19 protein-coding genes are annotated in these 21,607 nt (G+C 63.7%); 14 read left to right on the top strand and 5 right to left on the bottom strand.

Annotated features, from left to right (window positions below):
- The first annotated feature begins 114 nt into the window (after positions 1-114).
- The 5 genes from ABH922_RS19240 (at position 115) to ABH922_RS19220 (ending at position 6,009) form a co-directional block, all read left to right on the top strand.
- Positions 115-1,422 (top strand): AI-2E family transporter, encoded by a 1,308-nt coding sequence (locus ABH922_RS19240; protein WP_424808434.1) that lies wholly within the window; start codon positions 115-117, stop codon positions 1,420-1,422.
- Entirely contained in the window at positions 1,415-2,617 is a 1,203-nt protein-coding gene (gene macS, locus ABH922_RS19235; RefSeq protein WP_424808433.1) for a MacS family sensor histidine kinase, read from the top strand. The genes ABH922_RS19240 and macS overlap by 8 nt, the downstream gene beginning before the upstream one ends.
- 28 nt (positions 2,618-2,645) lie before the next feature.
- Positions 2,646-3,278 carry a response regulator gene (locus tag ABH922_RS19230; protein WP_424809725.1) on the top strand — a complete coding sequence of 211 codons (633 nt, stop codon included), beginning with the start codon at positions 2,646-2,648 and terminating at the stop codon, positions 3,276-3,278.
- Between the two features lie 17 nt (positions 3,279-3,295).
- The gene (locus ABH922_RS19225) at positions 3,296-3,985 is read left to right on the top strand and encodes a DUF1707 SHOCT-like domain-containing protein (protein ID WP_424808432.1); all 690 of its coding nucleotides are present in this window, start codon (positions 3,296-3,298) and stop codon (positions 3,983-3,985) included.
- A gap of 146 nt (positions 3,986-4,131) precedes the next feature.
- Positions 4,132-6,009: a DUF2339 domain-containing protein gene (locus ABH922_RS19220; protein ID WP_424808431.1), complete on the top strand. Its 1,878-nt coding sequence runs from the start codon at positions 4,132-4,134 to the stop codon at positions 6,007-6,009.
- Here the strand turns inward: ABH922_RS19220 and ABH922_RS19215 are convergent.
- Genes ABH922_RS19215 through trmB form a run of 3 tightly spaced genes read right to left on the bottom strand, consistent with a single transcriptional unit; the run spans position 5,984 to position 10,486 of the window.
- Entirely contained in the window at positions 5,984-9,031 is a 3,048-nt protein-coding gene (locus ABH922_RS19215) for an MMPL family transporter (RefSeq protein ID WP_424808430.1), read from the bottom strand. The two genes, ABH922_RS19220 and ABH922_RS19215, sit on opposite strands and share 26 nt — an antisense overlap.
- Before the next feature lie 10 nt (positions 9,032-9,041).
- Positions 9,042-9,749, bottom strand: coding sequence for an NYN domain-containing protein (locus tag ABH922_RS19210; RefSeq protein WP_424808429.1), 708 nt, complete (start codon positions 9,747-9,749; stop codon positions 9,042-9,044).
- Complete coding sequence (trmB, locus tag ABH922_RS19205; RefSeq protein WP_424808428.1) at positions 9,746-10,486, bottom strand: tRNA (guanosine(46)-N7)-methyltransferase TrmB; 741 nt, start codon at positions 10,484-10,486, stop codon at positions 9,746-9,748. The genes ABH922_RS19210 and trmB overlap by 4 nt, the downstream gene beginning before the upstream one ends.
- Before the next feature lie 219 nt (positions 10,487-10,705).
- Between trmB and ABH922_RS19200 the strand changes: the two genes are divergently transcribed.
- The 6 genes from ABH922_RS19200 to epsC all read left to right on the top strand — a co-directional run bounded on the left by ABH922_RS19200 (position 10,706) and on the right by epsC (position 17,240).
- The gene (locus ABH922_RS19200) at positions 10,706-11,635 is read left to right on the top strand and encodes a Rab family GTPase (protein ID WP_424808427.1); all 930 of its coding nucleotides are present in this window, start codon (positions 10,706-10,708) and stop codon (positions 11,633-11,635) included.
- Positions 11,628-13,010, top strand: coding sequence for a hypothetical protein (locus tag ABH922_RS19195; protein WP_424808426.1), 1,383 nt, complete (start codon positions 11,628-11,630; stop codon positions 13,008-13,010). Before ABH922_RS19200 ends, ABH922_RS19195 begins: the two co-directional genes overlap by 8 nt.
- A 120-nt stretch (positions 13,011-13,130) precedes the next feature.
- Positions 13,131-13,469, top strand: coding sequence for a DUF6802 family protein (locus ABH922_RS19190; protein ID WP_424808425.1), 339 nt, complete (start codon positions 13,131-13,133; stop codon positions 13,467-13,469).
- A gap of 281 nt (positions 13,470-13,750) precedes the next feature.
- Complete coding sequence (locus ABH922_RS19185) at positions 13,751-15,580, top strand: phosphoenolpyruvate carboxykinase (GTP) (protein WP_424808424.1); 1,830 nt, start codon at positions 13,751-13,753, stop codon at positions 15,578-15,580.
- Between the two features lie 140 nt (positions 15,581-15,720).
- Positions 15,721-16,656 carry a cysteine synthase A gene (gene cysK, locus ABH922_RS19180; protein ID WP_424808423.1) on the top strand — a complete coding sequence of 312 codons (936 nt, stop codon included), beginning with the start codon at positions 15,721-15,723 and terminating at the stop codon, positions 16,654-16,656.
- A 5-nt stretch (positions 16,657-16,661) separates the two neighbouring features.
- On the top strand, positions 16,662-17,240 hold the full coding sequence (gene epsC / locus ABH922_RS19175; protein ID WP_424808422.1) for a serine O-acetyltransferase EpsC: 579 nt from the start codon (positions 16,662-16,664) through the stop codon (positions 17,238-17,240).
- 70 nt (positions 17,241-17,310) lie between these two features.
- On the opposite strand, the gene ABH922_RS19170 is transcribed toward epsC, so the two are convergent.
- Entirely contained in the window at positions 17,311-17,973 is a 663-nt protein-coding gene (locus ABH922_RS19170; RefSeq protein WP_424808421.1) for a TetR/AcrR family transcriptional regulator, read from the bottom strand.
- 62 nt (positions 17,974-18,035) lie between these two features.
- Here ABH922_RS19170 and ABH922_RS19165 point away from each other — a divergent pair, with 62 nt between their 5' ends.
- From ABH922_RS19165 to ABH922_RS19155, 3 genes are read left to right on the top strand one after another with little or no spacing between them, the layout of a single operon-like run.
- Positions 18,036-19,514: an MFS transporter gene (locus ABH922_RS19165; RefSeq protein WP_424808420.1), complete on the top strand. Its 1,479-nt coding sequence runs from the start codon at positions 18,036-18,038 to the stop codon at positions 19,512-19,514.
- A gap of 41 nt (positions 19,515-19,555) precedes the next feature.
- Complete coding sequence (locus ABH922_RS19160) at positions 19,556-20,137, top strand: NADPH-dependent FMN reductase (protein ID WP_424808419.1); 582 nt, start codon at positions 19,556-19,558, stop codon at positions 20,135-20,137.
- Between the two features lies 1 nt (position 20,138).
- Complete coding sequence (locus ABH922_RS19155) at positions 20,139-21,143, top strand: zinc-binding dehydrogenase (protein ID WP_424808418.1); 1,005 nt, start codon at positions 20,139-20,141, stop codon at positions 21,141-21,143.
- A gap of 103 nt (positions 21,144-21,246) precedes the next feature.
- On the opposite strand, the gene ABH922_RS19150 is transcribed toward ABH922_RS19155, so the two are convergent.
- Positions 21,247-21,561: a hypothetical protein gene (locus ABH922_RS19150; RefSeq protein ID WP_424809783.1), complete on the bottom strand. Its 315-nt coding sequence runs from the start codon at positions 21,559-21,561 to the stop codon at positions 21,247-21,249.
- Between the last annotated feature and the right edge of the window lie 46 nt (positions 21,562-21,607).

The following is a 21,607-nucleotide window of genomic DNA, read 5'->3' as shown; positions in this document are numbered from 1 at the left end:
CTGTATGACGCCCGCACACCGTTCAATTTAGCCGGGACGGGTCCACATCGTCGCATCCGCGCCCGGATATGCGTCCGACCGCCGCCGGTAGCCCGCGGCGGTTAGGCTCGCGTGGTGAGTGCAACGCAGAGGCGTGGAGAGCGATTTTCGGCGGGCAAACTCACCGGTGCGGACGCCGGCGCAGTACATCCGGGAGTGCGGATAGCCGCCGAATGGTCGTGGCGGCTGATCGTGATCTTCGCCGGCCTCCTCGTACTCGGATATGTCGTGCACCGATTGCAGACGGTCGTCATCCCCGTCGGTCTGGCCCTGCTGGCCGCCGCCCTACTCGTTCCCCTGGTCGACAGACTTCAGCGGTGGGGCGTCCCACGCGCTGCCGCGGTGATACTGGTTCTCCTGGGGTCGATAGGCATCATCGCCGGCATCATGACATTCGTCGTCGAACAGTTCATCGACGGACTACCGCAACTCGCCGACCAGTTCACCGCCAGCGTCACACAAATTCAGAACTGGCTCACCAGCGGACCCTTGCACTTCAGTGAGGACCAGATCCGTCAAGCAGGCGACTCCGTCGTAAAATCCGTGCAATCCAACCGTGAATCCCTCACCAGCGGAGCCCTGACCACCGCAACCGTCATCGGCGAGATATTCACCGGCGCCCTGCTCACACTGTTCACTCTCATTTTCTTCCTGTACGGCGGCGACCAGATCTGGGAGTTCGTCACCCGAATCGTGCCGCGCACGTCCAGGCGGCGGGTCCGGATCGCCGGCGCGGCCGGGTTCGGTTCGCTGATCGGATACGTCCGCGCCACCGTCGCAGTGGCCGCCGCCGACGCGATCGGCATCGGCGCGGGCCTGGCGATACTCGGCGTACCGCTGGCACTGCCACTGGCGTCGCTGGTGTTCATCGGCGCGTTCATCCCGATCATCGGTGCTTTCCTCACCGGATTCCTCGCCGTGCTCGTCGCCCTCGTCACTCAGGGATTTCTGACGGCACTGATAGTTCTCGGAATCATCGTCGGCGTCATGCAACTCGAAGCCCACGTCATGCAACCGCTGCTGCTCGGTCGGGCAGTCCGCCTGCATCCACTGGCGGTGGTCCTGTCGATCACCGCGGGCATCGTGATCGGTGGCATCATCGGCGGACTGCTGGCCGTACCGATCGTCGCCGTGTTGAACACGGCAATCCGCTCCCTTCTCGCCGATGATCCGGATGCCACGTACGCCGAAATGCACGTCGACGATCCGGATACGCCCCTACATCCCGCCCGACCGGACGAAACACGAACCGAACCGCGTGCCGACCGTCCCAACCCACCCGGCGACGGCGCCGACCGTCCCAACCCACCCGGCGTCGTCGCCGACCGTCCCAACCCACCCGGCGACGGCGCCGACCGTCCCAACCCACCCGGCGATGACTGAGCCGAGCCGGCGTCGGCGCTTGCACTATCGTCCGAGCGTGCGTGAAGCGTCCGGCGTCGACACCCACCCGGACGCACCGCTCTGGCGGGCGGCGCAGGCTTTCCGTCTGGTCACACTCGGGTACGCCGTCAGCTACCAGTTCGCGTCGGCGTCGGAGTACACCCACCTGCGTCTGAGCTGGTCGCTCGTCGCATTGATGGCGATCTGGTCCGGTGCGTCCGCGATCATGCTTGCCGGCGGCAAGGTGCCGAGATACCGAATCGTGCTCGCCGACCAGGTGATCGTGATCGCATTGATGGCGTCGACGCGTCTGGTCGCCGATCCGGACTGGTACCACGACCACCAGACCCTGCCCACCACACTCTGGGCGACCAACGCCGTCATATCGGCGGCAGTCCTCGGCGGACCGTGGATCGGAATGGCATCGGGCGTGCTGATCTCGACAGCGAGCGTGGTGGTACGTGATCAGTTGAATCTGGATCTGTGGCGAGACGCCACCGCGCCGGTTCTCGTGTCCGTCGGACTCGCCCTCGGTTTGGCCACCACCACCGCCAGGCGCGCCCACCGCCAACTCGAACAGGCGGTACGGCTGGCAGCGGCAACGGAGGAGCGAGAACGACTTGCTCGCGAGGTGCACGACGGTGTCCTGCAAGTCCTGGCGATGGTCCGTCGGCGTGGAACGGCACTCGGTGGTGAAGCGGCGCTGCTCGCCGAACTCGCCGGGGAACAGGAGGTGGCCCTGCGGACGCTCATCTCCGAACAGGTCTCCGGCTCCACCTCCGACGTCGGCGGGCAGACCGTCGACCTCTGCCCGCTGCTCACCACCCAGGCGAGTACGACGGTGTCCGTCTCCACTCCCGCGCATCCCGTCGTGCTCGAGCGAGATCGCGCAATCGAATTGGCGGCGATAGTCGACAATGCACTCTCCAATGTCGAACTGCACGCAGGTCCGGGCGCCAAGGCTTACGTACTCCTGGAGGATCTTCCCGGTGAGGTGGTCGTCAGCATCCGCGACGACGGTGTCGGTATCGCAGCGGGCAGACTGGACCAAGCCCGGAACGAAGGTCGCATGGGAGTATCGAAGTCCATTCTCGGCCGCGCGGAGGTACTCGGCGGCACAGCAGATCTACATACCGGACCGGGTGAGGGTACGGAATGGGAGATCACGGTTCCGAAAGGGAAGTCGAGTGACTGACGAACAGCGCGGTACATCGATCACGGTGATGGTGGTCGACGACCACCCGATGTGGCGTGACGGAGTCTCCCGCGATCTCGAAGCCGCCGGTGTCACCGTCGTGGCGACCGCCGACGGAGTCGAGAGCGCGCGCCGCCGCGCATCCGCCGTCCACCCCGCGGTCGTCCTGATGGACATGAACCTGCCGGACGGTAACGGTGCCGACGCCACCACCGCCGTCCTCGAGGTGTCACCGGGCAGCAAGGTACTGGTGCTCTCCGCGTCCTCGGAGCGGGACGACGTACTCGACGCGGTCAAGGCCGGTGCGTCGGGATATCTGGTCAAGAGTGCTTCGACAACGGAACTGCTTGAGGCCGTCCGTGCGACGTTCGACGGCCAGGCGGTCTTCACGCCGGGTCTCGCCGGGCTGGTGCTGGGGGAGTACCGCCGGATGTCCGCTGCACCGGTCGACGACCGAGTGCCCGAGGTGCCGCAATTGACCGATCGCGAAACCGAAGTGCTGAGGTTGGTGGCAAAAGGTCTGAGTGCGAAGCAGATCGCCACGCGGCTCACCCTCAGCCATCGAACCGTCGAAAACCACGTACAAGCGACACTGCGGAAGCTGCAATTGGCGAACCGGGTCGAATTGACGCGCTACGCAATAGAAAAAGGACTGGAATAACGCCTATTCTGGAATCCATGGAGGCCAGAAATCTGCGTGTGTCCGATGCCGAACGCGAGCATGTCGGTGAACTGCTTCAGAAAGCCGTCGGTCAGGGGATGCTCTCACTCGGTGAGTTCACCGAACGTATGGACACGGCGTTGGCATCCAAGACCCGGGGGGAGCTGAACTCCGTCCTCGCGGACCTTCCCGGTATCACCCTGATTTCGGATTACGAACCACCGATGTACCCGAGTTCGCCGCCGCCCGGATATCGGCAGCCGTATCAGCCCCCTGCCTATCAGCCGCCGGCGCCGGGCCCGCATACGACTACCGCGCACAGCTCGTACGGTCCCTCCAACTCGGCAGTCATCCGAGGGCGCATGTCCACGGTGAATCGGAACGGGGCGTGGAGCGTTCCACCGAATCTCGTGATCGACACCCGAATGTCCAGTATCAGCGTCGATTTCACCAGAGCAGTGATGCAGACTCAGATCGTGACAGTGTCGATCGACGACTACGCCTCGTCGATAACGCTGATCGTTCCGGCCGAGGCGACGGTGGACATGAACGGCGTCCAGGCCGTCGGCGGAAGCGCGACCAACAAGGTCGGCTCCGGCCTGCGGATGGGTCCGCTACACCTGGTTGTGCACGGGAAGGTGCGATTCGGCAACATCACAGCCAGATATCCGTACAGCACCACTTTCCGAAAGATGTTCGGTTCTTGAGCTTTCCGTGATGCCTCAGCCGACGGCGACGCGCCGGTGTGCATCAGTGCCCGCATGCACTCCCGAACCGTCGACGCGAGAAGCACCCAGGGCATTCGAGTAGAACTACGCATCTGATCGTCGTGTCGGCCCGTCAGGCTGTACGTATGACTTCACCGCGACCTTCCACTGTCGATCCGAGGCTTGTGACGGCGCTGTCGGCTGAATGCGAGAGTATCGGCCGACAGTTGCACCACATGGGCCGCAATCTCTCGATCCTGCAGATGCAGTTGGCATCGAACGTCGCGGCTCCGCCCGTCGTGGCATCGAACGCCGCGCCTCACCAGACTGCACCACCGGCGCCCGTGTACGTGCAGCCGACGCAGTTCGAACCCGCTCGACCGGTACCCCTGAGACCGGCGCGTCCGGCACCGCCGCCGCACCTCGCGACCGACCGGCTGCCGTGGTTTCAACGTGACGGTGTGATCAGTCGGCTTCTCGCGATCGCCGGTGTTGCGGTTACCCTGACCGGAGTCGTGATGCTCCTGGTGCTCGCGGCCCAAGCGGGACTGTTCGGGCCGCCGCTGCGGGTCGCCGGTGGCGCGATCCTGTCCGTGGCGCTGATTGTCGTCGCCTTGCGCGTCCACGCCAGACCAGGCGGTACCGTCGGCGCAGTCGCCTTGGCCGCCACCGGTTTTGCCGGGCTCTTCCTGGACGTTGTCGCGGCATCGGTGCTGTACGGCTGGATGATCACTGCGCCGGCCGTCGTGATCGCGCTCGGAATTTCGGCCGCCGGGGTAGCCGTGGCGGTGAAATGGGACTCCGAACCGCTCGCGCTGATGGCCGTGCTCGGTGCGTCCGTACTCGCCCCGGTTCTCACCTCGGGAGTGTCGATTACCCTGATTGCGTTTCTGGTCGCGATCCAGCTCGGTACATTTTCGGTGCAGGTCGGTCGGGACTGGAAGTACCTCGGGATGGCTCGAACCGTACCGGCGGTGCTCGCACTGCTCCTCGCCGTTGCCTCGGCGTCCGCCTTCGATCGACCAGCAGGTACAGCCGCTCAACTGGTGATCGCTGCCGCACTCGTGGCGGCGGTGGGATTCGGTTCCGCGGCTGTTCTCCAGCGCCCCGGCTCGCCCCTGCGTGACGGTGCGGCCGGAGCCTGGTCCACTGCATCCGCTGTCGTCGCGGTGCTTCCCCTGGTATGTGTCGGTGCTGTACTCGAGGAGTATGTGGCTGCTGCGATCTACGGCGCCGGTGCACTCGTGTTGCTGTCCGGGTCTGCCGTGTGCACCGCCTTGCCGACTCATCTTCGCTTCGGCGCGGCCGGATCGGGTTCGCTCGCGCTGCTTCTGGCAGTGCTTGCCGGGGCGACCGAATCTCTCGCGGTTCCGGCTGTGCTCGTGATCTCGATGGTGTTCCTGGCAGTTGCCGATCGAACCGGATCGCGGTTCGTCTTCGCGCTCGGTGCGGCGTTCGCCACACTGGGCGCCGTCGGTTACCTCGACACCGTTCCGCTCACCGCCATGACGACGGCGCGATCGGCGGCACTGTACCTCGATGCCATCACCGCGCTGTCCAGTCTGGTCATGATCGGCGTTCTGGTGATGCTGACGTGGACGATTCACCGTCTCGGGCTTGTCACCGAGTCGAATTCCGCGACACTGTGGGCGGTGACGGGATGCGCCGCCCTGTATTCGGCGACCGGTGCGCTCGTCTCGTCCGGTGTCGAACTCTTCGGGGGTACAAGCGGATTCGTCATCGGACACAGTGTGGCCACGGTGGTGTGGATGCTTGCCGCCACCTCCGCTCTGGTACTCGGCCTGAGCAACCGCGGACAGGCTCGGGTGTTACTCGGTGCGGGTCTGACACTCACCTGTGCGGCCCTCGCAAAATTGTTCCTCTTCGACCTCGCCACACTCAGCGGTCTCGTCCGAGGATCAGCCTTCCTGGTGGTGGGGCTGCTTCTCCTGCTCGTCGGTACACGCTACGCGCGTGCATTCGGCAAGCACGATCAGGTCAGTCCCGCTTCTGCCGAGCGATGAGCTCACTGACACTGACGGCCTGGCCGTCGTCGGCCCGGTGCCTGCCGCCGGTGGTTCCGTCCGGCTGGGTAGCGGTGTCGTCGATCTCCGATCGCCGCGATCTGCGTCCGGTGCTCGGTGCGGGGCTCGGGGGAGGCGGCGACTGGGGTGTCGTCTCCTCCGAAGCCTGCGGCGGTGTGACAGGCGGTGCTTCGGGAACGTCGGTACGGGCCGGTGTGGCCTCGAAGGCGGCATCAGCGGAGTTCGTGAGGCCGTTCTTCCCGGGACCGGTTGCGGACGCGTGGTCAGTCGTGGTCGCCGAACCGTTCCTCGGCGCAGAGCCATTGACCGGGCCGGACGCAGACCAGGAACCGGATCCCGATCCGTTGGTGGATGCCGATCCGTTGACCCGAGAGGGTGTCCGCACCACTGGTAGGGGGCGCGACGGCGGCGGAACCTGTTCGCGAGAACGCAAGTCCGAGAGCCAACTCTCGATGGGGCGTTCGTCCGGTGCGACGGAAGGCGCGCGTCGTGATCTGTCCGTCTGTCCGGACTGCGGGCGTCCGATGACGCGTTGCGTCGGCGGTTCTGCGGTGTCGCGCGGGATTCGTGTGGCCCGTTCGATCGGTGCGGGCGTCTCGACAGGGGTCACCACGGTCGGATGCCTGGACTCGACCGGTGGTGTCGGTACGGCGATCGGCGCCTTGATCGACATGTCCGAGAGAGGTATCGGCTCGGTGAGCGGGTCCGGTGTCCGAACGCGAGGCGCTGCGGCGGGCGGTGGGAGTACGCGCGAGCTACGCGTGCTTTCCGCACGCGGGGAATTGCGCGGGGTATCGGGACCGGGGATCGCACCGACCGGTGCGATCTGAGGCACGTTGGCCAGGGCCAACTCGTTGTCCAGGATCAGTTCCCCGAGACCGACTTTCTGCTGGATCCGCTTCATCCAATTCGGAGCCCACCAGCAGTCGTCGCCGAGCATCTTCATGGTGGCAGGCACCAGGAACATGCGGATCAGGGTGGCATCGATGATCAACGCCGAGATCATGCCGTACGAGATGTACTTCATCATCACCAGTTCGGACAGTCCGAAGGCTCCGGTGACGACGATCAATATCAGTGCCGCGGCCGTGATGATGCGGCCGGTGTGCGCGGTACCGATACGTATCGATTCCGTGGTACTTGCCCCGTGGGCTCGCGCTTCGACCATGCGGGAGAGTAGGAACACCTCGTAATCGGTGGACAGGCCGTAGACGATCGCGATTATCAGGACCAGTACCGGCGACATGATCGGACCCGGCGTGAAGTTGAGTAAGCCAGACCCGTGCCCGTCGATGAATATCCATGTCAGGATGCCGAGAGTCGATCCCAGCCCCAGTGCGCTCATCAGGGCCGCCTTGATGGGCAGCACCAGCGATCCGAAGGTGAGGAACATCAGCAAGGTGGTGATCAGGATGACCGAGACCACCATCAAGGGCAATCGGTCGAGCAACGCGTCCACGCTGTCCTGTTCGATCGCCGGGGTCCCGCCTACGAGCACCGTCGCGCCGTCCGGCCAATCGACAGACCTCAGGTAGTCGATCGTGGGGCGGGCGTTGTTCCGTTCGGTCAGACCTGCTTTGAGGACGTTGACCCCGTCCTTGGTGGCCACCTCGGGAGTGAAGGTCTCGATCAGTCCGGGGGCGGCGTTGGCAGCTTTGACGATCTGCCCGAGTGTGGTGTTGTCGGCACCTTCGATGACAAGCCGAACCGGTTCGGTTCGGTTGCCGGGGAACAGTTCGTCGAACTCGACCTGGGCGACTCGCGTCGGGCTGTCCGGGGGCAGGTACGTCTCGTTGATTCCGCCGAATTTGATGCCACTGAGCGGAATGATCATCAGCAGCAGCGCGGCCACGATGGGAACGGCGACCTTGAGGGGATGTCGCATCACCCAGCGGGTCAGCTTGCCCCAGAAACCGTTCTCGATTTCCTCGTTCGTCTTGGTCTGCCGAAGTCTCTTGAAGGTGAGGGCGTCGATCCGCTTGCCGAGGATCCCCAGGATCGCAGGCAGGATCGTGATCGACGAGACAGCGGCCAGCATGACGGCCGCGATGGCGCCGTACGCCACCGACTTGAGGAAGCCTTGCGGGAAGATCAGCAGACCACCGAGGCTGACGGCCACCATGGTCGCCGAGAACATCACGGTTCGTCCCGCCGTCATGACGGTGCGCCGCACAGCAGCAGGAGTCTCGTAACCCTCGGCAATCTCCTCGCGGAAACGGCTGACGATGAACAAGCCGTAGTCGATCGCCAGACCCAGACCGACCAGCGAGACCACCGGCGCGACGAAGGCGTTGACCTCGGTGAAGTTGGTGATCAGACGAATGATTCCGTTGGCGCCGATCACCGTCAAACCGCCGACGATCAGCGGCAGAGCCGCTGCAACCACACCACCGAAGACGAAGAACAGGAGAATGCCCACGGCCGGGATCGCCAGCATCTCCATGCGTTTGATGTCGTTTGCCATCGTGTCGTTGAGTGCGTTCGCGACCGGCTGCAGGCCGGCCAGTTGCACGTCGACGCCGTCGATCTTGAATGCGTCGGAGACATCCCTGAAGTTGTTCGACACCGCGGTGTCGTTGTCACCCGCGATGGCGATACTCGCCACTGCGTGCTGTTTACTCTCGTCGGCAAGGGCCGCGACCGACAACGCGTTGCCGACCTTGAAATACGATCCGTTGATCTTGAGGATCTGATCCGGGTTTTCGGACACGAGCCGTTGCAGGCTGTCGATGACCTTCGCCTGGAACTCTGGATCGTCGACAGTCTTGCCCTCGGGAGCTGTGTACAGCGCCAGTACATCGCCGGTGGTACTGCGGCCGAAGGTGCTGTCAGCGAGCTTCGCCGCCTCCACTGACTGCGAACTCGGATCGTCCCAGCCGCTCTGGCTGAGGTGGTCCTGCAGACTCGCACCGTAGGCAGCGAGCCCGAGCAGACCCGCCACCATGACCGCGATAACGGTAAAGCGGGCTCGGTAGACGATGCTTCCCCAGCTGGCGAACACTGATCAACTCCTAGTCGGCAACACTTTTTCGCCCGATAAGCAGGGCTGAAAGCGGTCGGAACGGCTGCAACCAGGCACCCTCGTCGGGCAGAGTGTCCAGGCTGACCCGCGGTAGCGGTTCGCGGAAGACACCGGGGATGTCCTCCAGATCGACGAAGTCGAGAATGTCGGACGAGACAGCCCAGCTGGCATGTTCCCGGAATCCGAGAACCTGGACCGGGATGCCGGTGGCCGCGATGTCTTCGAGCGGCTCACGAAACGCCTGGCCGTCAGCGGACGCGACCATGATTCCGGCGAGACCTTCACCGTGCCGCAGCGCGATGTGCTCGAGCATGTCGGAATCGACATCGCTGTCCTCGTCCACCTTCGGTTTGGCGAACACGGCGAAGCCCACGTTACGGAGAGCTTCGACCCAGGGACGCACAACATCGGCGCTGCCTGCGGCGATGTTGGTGAAGACCGTCGCCTCCGGCTCGAGAGTGCCGTTACCTCGAGTGGACAACTCCGCGGTGCGGGAAAGCAGCCACCGACCGAGGGCATCGAATCGTGGCCGGTACGCGGCGGTCGGTCGGCCACCGAGAATCGCACCGAGGCCCATGTCGAGATTGGGGGCGTCCCACACCAGGAGGACGCGTTTGCCGGTGCGTGAATCACGTCCGGTGTCGAGGGGAGATCCCGATGACTCGACGTCGTCGGATAGCTGTTCGCTGACACTCATTCTCTGATCTTCCCCCATATGAGCTCCGTGATAGCACTCCCGACCTTATGGGCTTTGTCTTCGAACTTCGTGACGGGACGCTCGTGGGTCATCGGCGATTCCCAGTCCAGGGTCGTCAGCAGGGGCTCGGCGTTGCCGAACTCCTCGATCCATTCGGCGTAGTCGGCGTGATCGGTGGCTACGTGGAGGACGCCGCCCGGCTCGAGACGATCGGCGATCATCGCGAACGTTGCCGGCTGCAGCAGCCGACGCTTGTGATGGCGGGCCTTGGGCCACGGATCGGGGAAGAACACCCGAACACCGGTCAGTGAACCCGGAGCGACCATGTTCTCCAGTACGTCCATGGCGTCACCGCGCAGCACACGGATGTTGGGAATCTCGTCGCGCTCCACGTGTTGCAGGAGTTGCGCGAGCCCCGGCCGGTACACCTCGATGGCGACGAGGTTGACGTGCGGCTCCGCCTTGGCCATCGCTGCTGTCGCCGTGCCGGTACCCGAACCGATTTCGATGATCAACGGCGCGTCGCGACCGAACCAGGTGGTTGCGTCGAGCGGTGTGTCGGAGACGTCGGCGCCGATGAGAGGCCATTGCCGGTCCCAGGACTTCTGCTGTGCGTCGGTCAGCGCACCCCGGCGAGAGCGGAAACTCGTCACTCTCGGGTGGAGACGGGAACCGGTGGAATCGTCGGTTCTCTCTGTCTCCGGGGCTTGCGGTGCGTGCTGATCGGCTTCGTTCACTCACCCATTGTCACGCATGATCGCGTTTTGACGCAGACGGGTCTGAAGTTTGACTTGAGACTTTCCGTGCGAACTCTCGGAAAACGGGCTGAATGTAGACGCCGGCGGCGCTTGACATCGACCTGCCGACATCGCCTGGTTACTGACACAATCGTGCTTCGTACGGTGGGAACGTGTGGTGGGGTGACTGCACGGTTGGGACGTGTGGGTGGGGTGGGGATGGACACAGCTGGAAATTCGAGTCGGTGGGCGCGGATGGTGCCGTCGACGTCGCTGAGCGCGCTCGCTACCGACACGATCGGTGCCTTGGATCAGCTTGCCGAGCGGATTCGCTCCGGTGATGCCGATCTCGCAGATGCGGTAGAGGCGGTGCGCGATGAGCTCGGTGCGCCTCTCGAGGTGGCGGTGGCGGGACGGGCAGGAGTCGGCCGTTCGAGGTTGGCCGACATGCTCCGGGCAGATGTGAGTCTTGCCGCCACCGCTTCGGGTCCGATCTCGGTGACCGAACTCGCGGCCTTCGACGTCCCGGGGGCCGAAGATCCGGATCTTCGGGAGCGATGCGTGGTCTATGTGGTGGTGGATTCGATCCGCGAGGCTGATCGCCGCGCGGTGTCCGGCGCTCACGGGAGGGTTGTCGTGGCGCTGAACAAGGCAGATCTGGTCGGTGACGGTTGGGGGGATGCCGAGCGTCGAGCCGTCGAGATCGCCGAAGATTTCGGGGTACCGACCGTTGCGGTGTCGTCGTCGGACGGCCGTGGAGGCGACGGCGTGCGCCGCGAGATACTCGGCCTCCTCGAGGCGCAGTGGTGGCGGCGGGTAGAGCTGATCGGTCCGGTGTTGGAAGCTGCACCGTCGATCGACGGCGTTGGACGCGACGCGATCGAGGACTACCTGTGCTCCGACGAGTCGGTGCTGCTGTCGGGCGCCGCAGCGATGGCGAGCCCACTTTCGGCCGGATTGGTCGACGCATCGCCGCCACCGCCGCAGACGGCTCAGCAGGCGTGGGATTGCGTGCAGTGGTGGACTCGCCACGGTGGCGAGGCGACCGAGTCTGCTCGGCCCGCATGCACGTCGATTCGTCGCGCCTACCTACGGCAATGGGCTCGACTCGGTGGCGATCGCAGCGCTCCGGTGGCAACCGATGCCTGACCCGGTGCAGCTGTCCGAATCGGTGCTGGCGGTGGTGCGTCGGTGGAATCCTGCGGCGATGTCGACTCTGGCGGCGATGCCTGCAGAGTTCGATTCCACGAATCTCGGCGAATGCTCCCCCCGGTCGGTGTCCGTCGTGGGTCCGCCGCGGTCCGGTCGCGACGCTGTCGAGTGCGCGGTGCGGGCATCACCGGATTTCGCTCTCGCCGGATCCTCGAGTCGCGCGTTGTTGACGGTGTTGGCCGTCGATGCGAGCAGCGTCATCGGGCGTGAGGAGCTCACGCTGCTCGACGACGCGTCGGCGCGTGGAACGCCGGTGGTGGTTGCGCTCACCGGGATCGACACTCACGCTGACTGGCAGCAGGTATTGGTCCGGGACCGGAAGATCCTCGCTGATCATCACGGCGCTGTGCCGGTAACGACGGTGCCACTGGTATCGGGTGGTGAACAAGCCTTGCTCGACGCCATGATCGGAGCTTCGCAAGCTCGGGTTGCGTCGTCCGGGGCGTTACTGGTGGACGAATTTTCGGCTGTGATCGCGCGCACCCGTCGGATGATCGAAGCCGAGATGGCGGTGTTGTCCGACCGGTCGTCCGAGGACGAACTACGAAGCGAACGGTCGAGACTTCTCGCCGACCGAGACGGTCGTCGTGGCGAACTGCTGGTTCGGATACGCAGTCGTCTTCACCGTGCCGGAGGGGAACTGGGCAGGCAGATCTCCGACGCGGTCAGAACCATCGTGTTGTCCGCGAGGTCGCGGATCGAGATAGCTTCACCGAGCGAACTCGAGGGGATTGCGGTCTGGTTGCAAAAGGAAATAGATTCCTCCACAAGGAATTTGGACGGGTCGATCGAGATAGTTCCGGGTGTGGTTGCCGCGCGTGGTTTTTCGTCGGCCCCGCAGATTCCCGCCGATCGGCCCGAACGCCGGCGCGGGACGGAGGAACGAATCACGGTGGTGGTCGGAGCTTCGGCCGGCGTGGGTTTGGGCCGGATGGTGGTTGCTCCGCTCGAGATGGTTCCGATGCTCGACGTGGCCAGTGTTCCGGTGACTCTCGTTCTCGGCGGGGTCGCGGCATGGTGGTTGACACGTACTCGGTCGGTGATGGCAGATCGGGCGCGAACCAGGGGATGGGTCGAGGAAACGATGTCGGCAGTGCGCGCGCAATGGGAGCAGCGCGTTCAGGAAGCTCTCGTGGATGCGGAGGAGGAACTGGGTGCGCAGATCATGGCGGCGAGCAGGAAACAGGCGGCGTCGGTGCACGAGCGGATAGTGGCGATCGACGGCGAACTCAGGGATACGGCCCGATCCCGGTCCGGCAGGTTGGCAGCGTGTGAGCGTGATCTTGCGGTGTTGAAGTCCGTGGGCCGATAACGGGGTGCGTCGGATTGCGGTGACGGGGTGACCGCAATCTGGTACTACTGAGCAGTCAGTGCTCGGTAGGGGTTGCCGGGTCAGCACTATGGGCGGGGGACGGCCATGGATGTTTTTTCTGTGTCAGCAGTGGACGTCGAAGTCGGCGGTGTCGGATTCGAACCGCTCGATCCCGGTGGTCTCGGTGTGAATTCCCACGGAGACGGACCGGCGGGAGACGTCACGTTCGGCGTCGACAACTTCGAACTGTACGGATTCGACCTCGACGGCGACGGCGCCGTCGACAGTCACGTCATGCAGGTGGGGGACACCATTCTCGTGGTGTCAGATTTCGATCGGGACGGCACCGTCGATCAACTGTCGGCCATCGAATCCGACGGTGACTACACGAGTTGGGAATGCCGCCGAAACCCTGATGGTGAGCTCGTTTGGGAGAAAACGGATGCGGGAAGCCTCTGATTCGGTGCCAGTATCGGAGTCGGACACCATTGACGGGCGGTCGAGAGGGCCAACTGAATCGTTTCTGTGACAATTCTGACCACACCCGATTACCTGCAGGTGAACTACCGGCGTTAGCCTCATTACATTGGACACCCGGCGTCCGTGGAATCTACGTGAGTGGATGACGCGGCTGGACCCCGTCGAGAGGGGGACACCGGGATCGACCGGCATCGGGGCGCTGCACGAGATCGCGTCCGATTCCGGGAGGACCCGGTTCCGGCTCACCCCAGGAGAGTTTGATGACCTCAGCGACTATTCCCGGTCTCAATGGAACTGACAGCACGCCTCCCACCCAGCATGCAGAATTGCTTGCCTGGGTACGTGAGGTTGCCGAACTCACCCAGCCCGATCGAGTCGTCTTCGCCGACGGTTCGGACGAGGAGTGGGACCGCCTGACCGACAAGCTCGTGGAGGCCGGGACGTTCACCCGCCTCAACGAGGAGAAGAAGCCGAATTCCTTCCTCGGTAATTCCGATCCGTCCGATGTGGCTCGTGTGGAATCGCGCACCTACATCTGTTCGAAGGAAGAAGTCGACGCCGGCCCCACCAACAATTGGATGGATCCGTCGCAGATGCGCACTCTCATGAGTGATCTCTACCGCGGCTCGATGCGCGGTCGCACCCTGTACGTCGTGCCGTTCTGCATGGGTCCGCTCGATGCCGAGGATCCGAAGCTCGGTGTCGAGCTCACCGACTCCGAGTACGTCGTGGTCTCCATGCGTGTCATGACACGCATGGGTGCCAAGGTTCTCGAGAAGTTGGGAACCGACGGATTCTTCGTCAAGGCGTTGCACTCGCTGGGTGCGCCGCTGGCCGACGGACAGGCAGACGTTCCGTGGCCGTGCAACGAGACCAAGTACATCACCCACTTCCCCGAGGATCGTGAGATCTGGAGCTTCGGTTCCGGCTACGGCGGAAACGCCCTGCTCGGCAAGAAGTGCTTCTCGCTGCGTATCGCTTCGGCGATGGCGCACGACGAGGGATGGCTGGCCGAGCACATGCTGATCCTCAAGCTGATTTCGCCGGAGGACAAGGCCTACTACATCGCGGCGGCTTTCCCGTCCGCCTGCGGCAAGACGAACCTCGCGATGATCCAGCCGACGATTCCGGGTTGGCGCGCCGAGACCCTGGGCGACGACATCGCCTGGATGCGTTTCGGTGACGACGGACAGCTGTACGCCGTCAACCCCGAGTTCGGTTTCTTCGGTGTGGCTCCCGGTACCAACTGGTCCTCGAACCCCAATGCGATGCGCACCATCGACCAGGGCAACACGGTCTTCACCAACGTCGCTCTGACCGACGACGGCGACGTCTGGTGGGAGGGCCTCGAAGGAGACCCGCAGCACCTGATCGACTGGAAGGGCAACGAGTGGACGCCCGAGTCGGGTACGCACGCCGCTCACCCCAACTCGCGGTACTGCACGCCGATGGCGCAGTGCCCGATCATGGCTCCCGAGTGGGACGATCCGAAGGGCGTGCCGATCTCGGCGATCCTCTTCGGTGGGCGTCGTAAGACGACGGTTCCGCTGGTCACCGAGGCTCGCGACTGGCAGCACGGTGTCTTCATGGGTGCCACGGTCGGCTCTGAGCAGACCGCAGCCGCGGAAGGCAAGGTGGGAACGGTTCGCCGTGATCCGATGGCGATGTTGCCGTTCCTCGGCTACAACGTGGGCGACTACTTCCAGCACTGGATCGACCTCGGCAAGGCTGCCGACGAGTCCAAGCTGCCCAAGGTCTTCTACGTCAACTGGTTCCGCCGCGGCGACGACGGACGTTTCCTGTGGCCAGGTTTCGGTGAGAACTCGCGCGTCTTGAAGTGGATCGTGGAGCGCATCGAGCACAAGGCCGCCGGTATCGACACCCCGATCGGTGTCGTTCCGACCGCGGCGGCTCTCGACATCGACGGCTTGGATGTATCGGATGCCGATGTCACCGAGGCGCTCGCAGTCGACATCGACGAATGGAAGGCCGAGATCCCGCTCATCGAGGAGTGGTTCGACTTCGTCGGCGAGAAGCTGCCCACCGGTATCCGTGACGAGTTCGAAGCCTTGAAGCAGCGGTTGGGCTGATAATCCGTACCCGTCTGTAGTGGCCTGATGCCGCATTGGTTCAATTTGATGAACCGATGCGGCATCAGTCGTCTTGACGCCCTTTGTCAGTGATCAGTGAATCGAGTGGTCGGCGCGGTCGACCTTCAGGAGGATCAGATATGAGCGGGATCTACAACAATGTGACCGAATTGGTCGGGCGCACCCCGATCGTTCGACTCAACCGTCTGACGGAGGGCCTGGACGCGCAGGTCGCCGTCAAGCTCGAGTTCTACAACCCGGCCAACAGCGTCAAGGACCGGATCGGCGTCGCGATCATCGACGCAGCCGAGAAGTCCGGTGAACTCAAGCCGGGCGGCACCATCGTCGAGGGCACCAGCGGTAACACCGGTATCGCTCTCGCCATGGTCGGTGCTGCACGTGGCTACAAGGTCATCTTGACGATGCCGGAGACGATGTCCACCGAGCGTCGCGTGATGCTGCGGGCCTACGGCGCCGAGATCGTGCTCACCCCGGGCTCAGAGGGGATGGCGGGCGCGGTGGCCAAGGCGAAGGAAATCGTCGAGCAGACCGAGAACGCCGTCTCCGCGAGCCAGTTCGCGAACCCCGCCAACCCGGCGATCCACGAGGCCACCACCGGCGAGGAGATCTGGGCCGACACCGACGGCGCAGTGGACATCTTCGTCGCGGGTATCGGCACCGGCGGCACCATCACCGGTGTGGGACGCACCCTCAAGAAGCACAAGCCCGAGGTCAAGATCGTCGGCGTCGAGCCCATCGACTCCCCGATCCTCAACGGCGGCCAGCCCGGCCCGCACAAGATCCAGGGCATCGGCGCGAACTTCGTCCCCGACATCCTCGATCGGGAGATCTACGACGAGATCGTCGACGTCTCGTTCCCCGATTCCATCGAGACCGCGCGGGCACTCGGAACGCAGGAAGGCATCCTCGGCGGTATCTCCTCCGGCGCGATCGTCTGGGCCGCCCTCGAATTGGCGAAGCGCCCGGAGAACGCGGGCAAGCTGATCGTGGCTGTCGTCTGCGACTTCGGCGAGCGCTACATCTCCACCCCGCTGTTCGAACACATCCGGGACTGATATTCGTGAGTATCCTCGGGACACTTCGCGAGGACCTGCAGGCTGCGCGTGGCCAGGATCCGGCCGCGCGCAGCAATGTGGAGAACGCCCTCGTCTACTCGGGGCTGCACGCCGTCTGGTCGCATCGGATTGCACACCGGATGTGGGCTGTTCCCGCTCTGCGGGGCCCGGCGCGTGTACTGGCGCAGCTGACGCGATTCGCGACGGGCATCGAGATTCATCCCGGTGCCACCATCGGCCGGCGGTTCTTCATCGACCACGGCATGGGCGTCGTGATCGGGGAGACAGCGGAGGTGGGCGACGACGTGATGCTCTATCACGGGGTCACTCTCGGCGGTCGTTCCCTCGAGCAGGTCAAACGTCATCCGACGCTCGGGGATCGCGTCACCGTAGGGGCCGGAGCCAAGATCCTCGGGCCCGTCGTGATCGGTGAGGGCAGCGCCATCGGTGCCAATGCCGTTGTCACACGCGATGTTCCGGCCGACTCCATCGCCACCGGGATTCCGGCAGTTGCTCGTCCGCGGACGTCGAAGGAAAAACTGGTCGATCCCAACAGCTACATAGACCCGGCCATGTACATCTGAGTTACCGTTCAGGCTTCGGTGGCCGCTCTCCGTTCAGACGGTGGGCGGCCACACTGCTTCCGAAGGAATGTCATTCTTTCGGTGAATAGCCGTGCAGAAAGACGTTCACGCCTGCGGTGACCGCTGCCCGCACTTCGCGAGCGCCGAGCGGAACTGCCCCGAACTCGGATCGATCTTCCACCTCCGAGCCAACCAGTCGAATGAAATGACGTGCAGCACGGGGTCCGTCGGTTGTGCACAGTTGTCCGTCGCGGGCAAGTCTTTCGAATGCTGTCGCGAGTGCGCGATGTGCGCGGCGGGGGCCGGCATCGCGCCAGGCGACGAGAGCTGCTCGCGGAACATGAGCGGCCTCGGCTCCGATCTGCCTGACCATCGCGAAATGGTCTGCGAAGTCGGCCGAGAGCGGTGTGCTCACCCAGGCGCAGCCGAAATCTGTCAAACTCTTCGCGACGTCGACGACCTCGGTGAGGTGGTGCGCGATCATCGCTTCTTGGCTGTCAGCGACCTGAGTGGCGCTTTCCTCGATGACGGATGCGAACAGTTGATCCTTGCCGGCGTAGTGGTTGTAGATCGTTCGGGTGGATACTCCCGCCTCGGTGGCGACGGCATCGATACTGGTGCGGGCGAACCCTTCGCGCCCGAAGACTTTTCGAGCGGCGTCGACGATAGCCTGCCGTTTCTCCTCTGAGCGCGTGCGAGGTCGTGGTGTCACACGTTTGCTTTTCACGGACATCTTCTCAGTGTAATGCAACGACCGTTTTACAAAAGTACAATGCATGTTGTACTTTACTTACTATGGCGATTGGGAATGAATCAACGCATTATCCGGTCATCGACACTCGATCGGGCCGATTCCGCCGTGCGGTCACCGCGGCCTCGGTCCTCATGGGATTTCTGGTACTACCTATGCTCATGTCCGGGATTACGGTCGCGCTGCCACGTATCGGAACGGATCTCGGTGCGAGCGGCGGAGCATTGCAGTGGGTGGTCGTTGGCTACTTCCTCGCGGCCTCGACGTCCATGCTCACCGCCGGCTCACTGTCCGACCAGCTGGGACGACGCCGGATGTTCCGTCTCGGAGCGTCGACCTTTTTTCTCGGCGCACTGATATCCGCACTGGCTCAAAATATCTGGGTGTTGAACGCCGCTCGCGTACTGTCCGGGTTCGGCGCAGCTGCGGTCATGGCCGCCGGAAGTGCCATTATGGCGGTCACATTCACAGGTGCTGCACGCACCCGTGCGTACTCCGCTGTCGGCACCACGGCAGGCATGGGACTGGCGCTGGGTCCGTCGCTTGCAGGGGGGCTTGTGGACTCGGTCGGTTGGCGCGCAATGTTTCTCGCGTTCGCTGCCGCGGGCATTCTCATACTCCTGGGAACAGTGTTCATCGCCGAATCGAGCGCCGAGGGCTCGTCGCCGATCGACTGGCCAGGGGCAACGACATTCATGCTCGGGCTCGGGGCCGTGATGATCGCCGTCACCCAAGGCTCTCAATCGGGTTGGAGTAGTCCTCGGATCGTCGGCCTGTTCGCGGTGGGTGGTGGATTACTCGCCGGTTTTCGGGTTCTGCAGCGCCGAAGTGAGCATCCGCTCTTGGACCTGAAACTGCTAGGTAATCAATATTTTTCAGGATGGTGCCTGGCGTCCGTTACAGTGGCCGTCGGCTCGACAGGAATTCTGGTGTCGTTACCGACATACCTTCAGGGTGCCAATGGATCGTCGGCCGGTGAAGCAGGTGCGCTGATGTTGATGTTCACCGTGCCGATTCTGCTTGTGTCGCCGATTGCGGGTCGCCTGGTCAATGTCGGCGTATCGCCTCGATTTCTGATCGTGATCGCCTTACTCGCGATCGCCGCGGGCAACGCCGCGCTCACCGTGCTGCACCCGGGAATCAGCGCGTTCATGCTGGCAGGTCCACTGGTCACGGTCGGCGCGGGAAACGGACTGGCGATCGGAATCATCGATGCGCAGGCGATGAACCTGGTGGAACCATCGAGAATCGGGATGGCTTCCGGACTCCTGAACACAGTCAGAGGTGGATCCAATGCGGTTGTCATCGCAGTGTTCGGAACCGCTTTGTTCACCCTGCTCCAACGCGACATCGGCGAAGACGCGGCCGAATACGTCACGGCAGGAATTTCATTGGGAGAGGACCATTTGCTGTGGGCCACCCATTTCACCGATGCCTGGCACATCCTTCTCTGGTCGGTGGCAGGCTTCTGTGTTGTTGCCGCTCTCACCGTTCGTCTTCTCCTCAGAACTTCGACCAAGTAACAGCTCCGGCCCGACGACTCCGAAACGTACAGGAGAACAGTATGTTCAACGAGACCTTGCATACGACCGTTATCATCGGCAGCACCCGGGAGGGACGGTTCGCCCCGACTGTCGCCACCTGGTTCACCGATGTGGCAACCAGCCACGGCGGAATGACGATCGACATCGTAGATCCAGCCGAAATAGAGCTTCCTGTGGTGCATCCGGCATTTGGGACGGTAGCAACATCTGAGCTGGCGGCACTCGGCGAGCGGCTGTCCGCGTCCGATGCATTCGTCGTGGTCACACCCGAGTACAACCACAGCTTTCCGGCTGTACTCAAGCACACGATCGACCTGTTCCGCGACGAATGGAAAGCCAAACCTGTAGGTTTCGTGTCCTACGGAGGGCAAGGCGGGGGATTGCGTGCGGTCGAACACCTACGCCTGGTTTTCGCTGAGCTGCATGCCGTCACCGTTCGGGATTCGGTCAGCTTCCATGGCGCCGCAAGAATTTTCGGCGATGACGGGATGCCGATCGAGAGCGCTGTGTGCGACGGTGCGGCAAAGAACATGCTCGACCAACTTTATTGGTGGGGCACTACCCTGCGAGCCGCTCGTGCCGAGAACCCCTACAGGGCCTGATATGTGGGCGATAAGGCTCTACGAGTTCGGGTCTTCCGAAAATCTACGATACGAGCAGCTGCCGGATCCTGTCCCGGCTGCTGGAGAAGTATGCATCGCAGTACAGTCCATCGGCGTCCACGTGATCGAAACTGTTCTCCGACGAGGTGAAGCGGTCGGGCCACACGCCCCACCCGTGTTGCCGATGATTCCAGGTGGAGAAGTGGCCGGCTTCGTGGAGGGAACAGGGTACGGAGTCGACACCAGTTGGCGAGGAAGACGCGTGGTGGCACGACTCGGCCATGGGGGTGGATACGCGGAGAAAGCTGTCGCTGACGTGAAGTCGCTGTACGCGGTCCCCGAGAGCCTCTCCACAGATCACGCTGTTGCGATGATAGGTTCCGGCGCAAACGCGTTGGGATTCCTGCATGTCGCCCGACCAAAAGCAGTCGATGTTGCATTGGTGATGTCCGCAGCCGGGGGAATCGGCAGCCTGATGGTCCAGGCTCTGGGGAAAACGGGGGCCTTTGTCATCGGCGCTGCGGGCGGTGAGACGAAAGTAGACCGCGTCCGCCGGTTGGGTGCCGATCTTGCCGTCGACTACCGTAATCCGAACTGGGCCGACAGGATTAGCCTGGCGCTCGGAGATCGGCGGGTCAGCCTCGTTCTCGACGGCGTGGGTGGTCGTTCCGGGCGAACAGCGCTTGAACTGCTCGGACCCGGCGGTCGAATCCTCCTGTACGGATGGTCATCCGGCGCTCCGACCGAATTGGACACGCACGATCTCATTCAGCGCGGATTGACCGCGACTTGGGCGATCGGGCCACACCTGTATCCCGACGCAGACCCACGCGCACTCCAGGAACAAGCTCTCGCGCTGGCAGCAGCAAGGGTCCTGACCCCAACCGTGACACGGTTCCGGCTGGCGGACGCTGCGGCCGCGCATGCCGCGTTGGAGAGCCGTCGCACCGACGGGAAGGTGATCCTCACGGTCGGGGAACAGAATATTTCGAGGGCTTTCGCGTGACTTTGGCCGACGTTCGGCCAGGATTGGTGCAGTTTCCGAATCCGGTGGCCGCCTTCCGTCTCGACGGTGGGCCGCCACGCTGATTCCGAAAGGCTTTCCACAGCTACCCCTTACGTGTCAGACGCCATCCTGCCCGACCCAGTGTCAGGGCTGTCAGAGCCCCGAGCGCGGCACCGCCGACGGGAAAGAGGGCTGGAAGAATCCACTCTGGCCGCGCCGCGGAACGGTCCTCGAACGAAATGTTTGCCGAGGATTCGTAGTTGCGGCTCATGGTGACGCCGTGCAGCGGTTCGTACGCTCCCTGGTAGACGATGGTCGAATCGGAGTCGGTCGTCACGTCGATCAGGTACATCGCCAACGGAATCGCGCCGACGACCAAGCCGAGTAGGGTCAAGACGATCACCAGTGTCCGCATCATTCGACGATAGGCTGTTCTCGTTGTGGTTCGTCGGATTTGCCAGTTC

The sequence above is a fragment of the Rhodococcus sp. 27YEA15 genome (assembly GCF_049739425.1).
GTDB lineage: Bacteria > Actinomycetota > Actinomycetes > Mycobacteriales > Mycobacteriaceae > Rhodococcus_F.
The sequence above is the reverse complement of the archived record's forward strand: the minus strand, read 5'-3'. Positions and strand labels throughout refer to the sequence as shown.

What these genes read in the sequence shown, in the direction of transcription:
- cysK (WP_424808423.1), top strand. Translation starts at nt 15,721, where the DNA reads ATGAGCGGGATCTACAACAATGTGACCGAATTGGTCGGGCGCACCCCG.
- ABH922_RS19225 (WP_424808432.1), top strand. Translation starts at nt 3,296, where the DNA reads ATGGAGGCCAGAAATCTGCGTGTGTCCGATGCCGAACGCGAGCATGTC.
- ABH922_RS19165 (WP_424808420.1), top strand. Translation starts at nt 18,036, where the DNA reads ATGGCGATTGGGAATGAATCAACGCATTATCCGGTCATCGACACTCGA.
- ABH922_RS19200 (WP_424808427.1), top strand. Translation starts at nt 10,706, where the DNA reads ATGGACACAGCTGGAAATTCGAGTCGGTGGGCGCGGATGGTGCCGTCG.
- ABH922_RS19160 (WP_424808419.1), top strand. Translation starts at nt 19,556, where the DNA reads ATGTTCAACGAGACCTTGCATACGACCGTTATCATCGGCAGCACCCGG.
- ABH922_RS19220 (WP_424808431.1), top strand. Translation starts at nt 4,132, where the DNA reads ATGACTTCACCGCGACCTTCCACTGTCGATCCGAGGCTTGTGACGGCG.
- ABH922_RS19210 (WP_424808429.1), bottom strand. Translation starts at nt 9,749, where the DNA reads ATGAGTGTCAGCGAACAGCTATCCGACGACGTCGAGTCATCGGGATCT.
- ABH922_RS19185 (WP_424808424.1), top strand. Translation starts at nt 13,751, where the DNA reads ATGACCTCAGCGACTATTCCCGGTCTCAATGGAACTGACAGCACGCCT.
- ABH922_RS19170 (WP_424808421.1), bottom strand. Translation starts at nt 17,973, where the DNA reads ATGTCCGTGAAAAGCAAACGTGTGACACCACGACCTCGCACGCGCTCA.
- macS (WP_424808433.1), top strand. Translation starts at nt 1,415, where the DNA reads ATGACTGAGCCGAGCCGGCGTCGGCGCTTGCACTATCGTCCGAGCGTG.
- ABH922_RS19230 (WP_424809725.1), top strand. Translation starts at nt 2,646, where the DNA reads ATGGTGGTCGACGACCACCCGATGTGGCGTGACGGAGTCTCCCGCGAT.
- ABH922_RS19150 (WP_424809783.1), bottom strand. Translation starts at nt 21,561, where the DNA reads ATGATGCGGACACTGGTGATCGTCTTGACCCTACTCGGCTTGGTCGTC.
- ABH922_RS19195 (WP_424808426.1), top strand. Translation starts at nt 11,628, where the DNA reads ATGCCTGACCCGGTGCAGCTGTCCGAATCGGTGCTGGCGGTGGTGCGT.
- ABH922_RS19155 (WP_424808418.1), top strand. Translation starts at nt 20,139, where the DNA reads ATGTGGGCGATAAGGCTCTACGAGTTCGGGTCTTCCGAAAATCTACGA.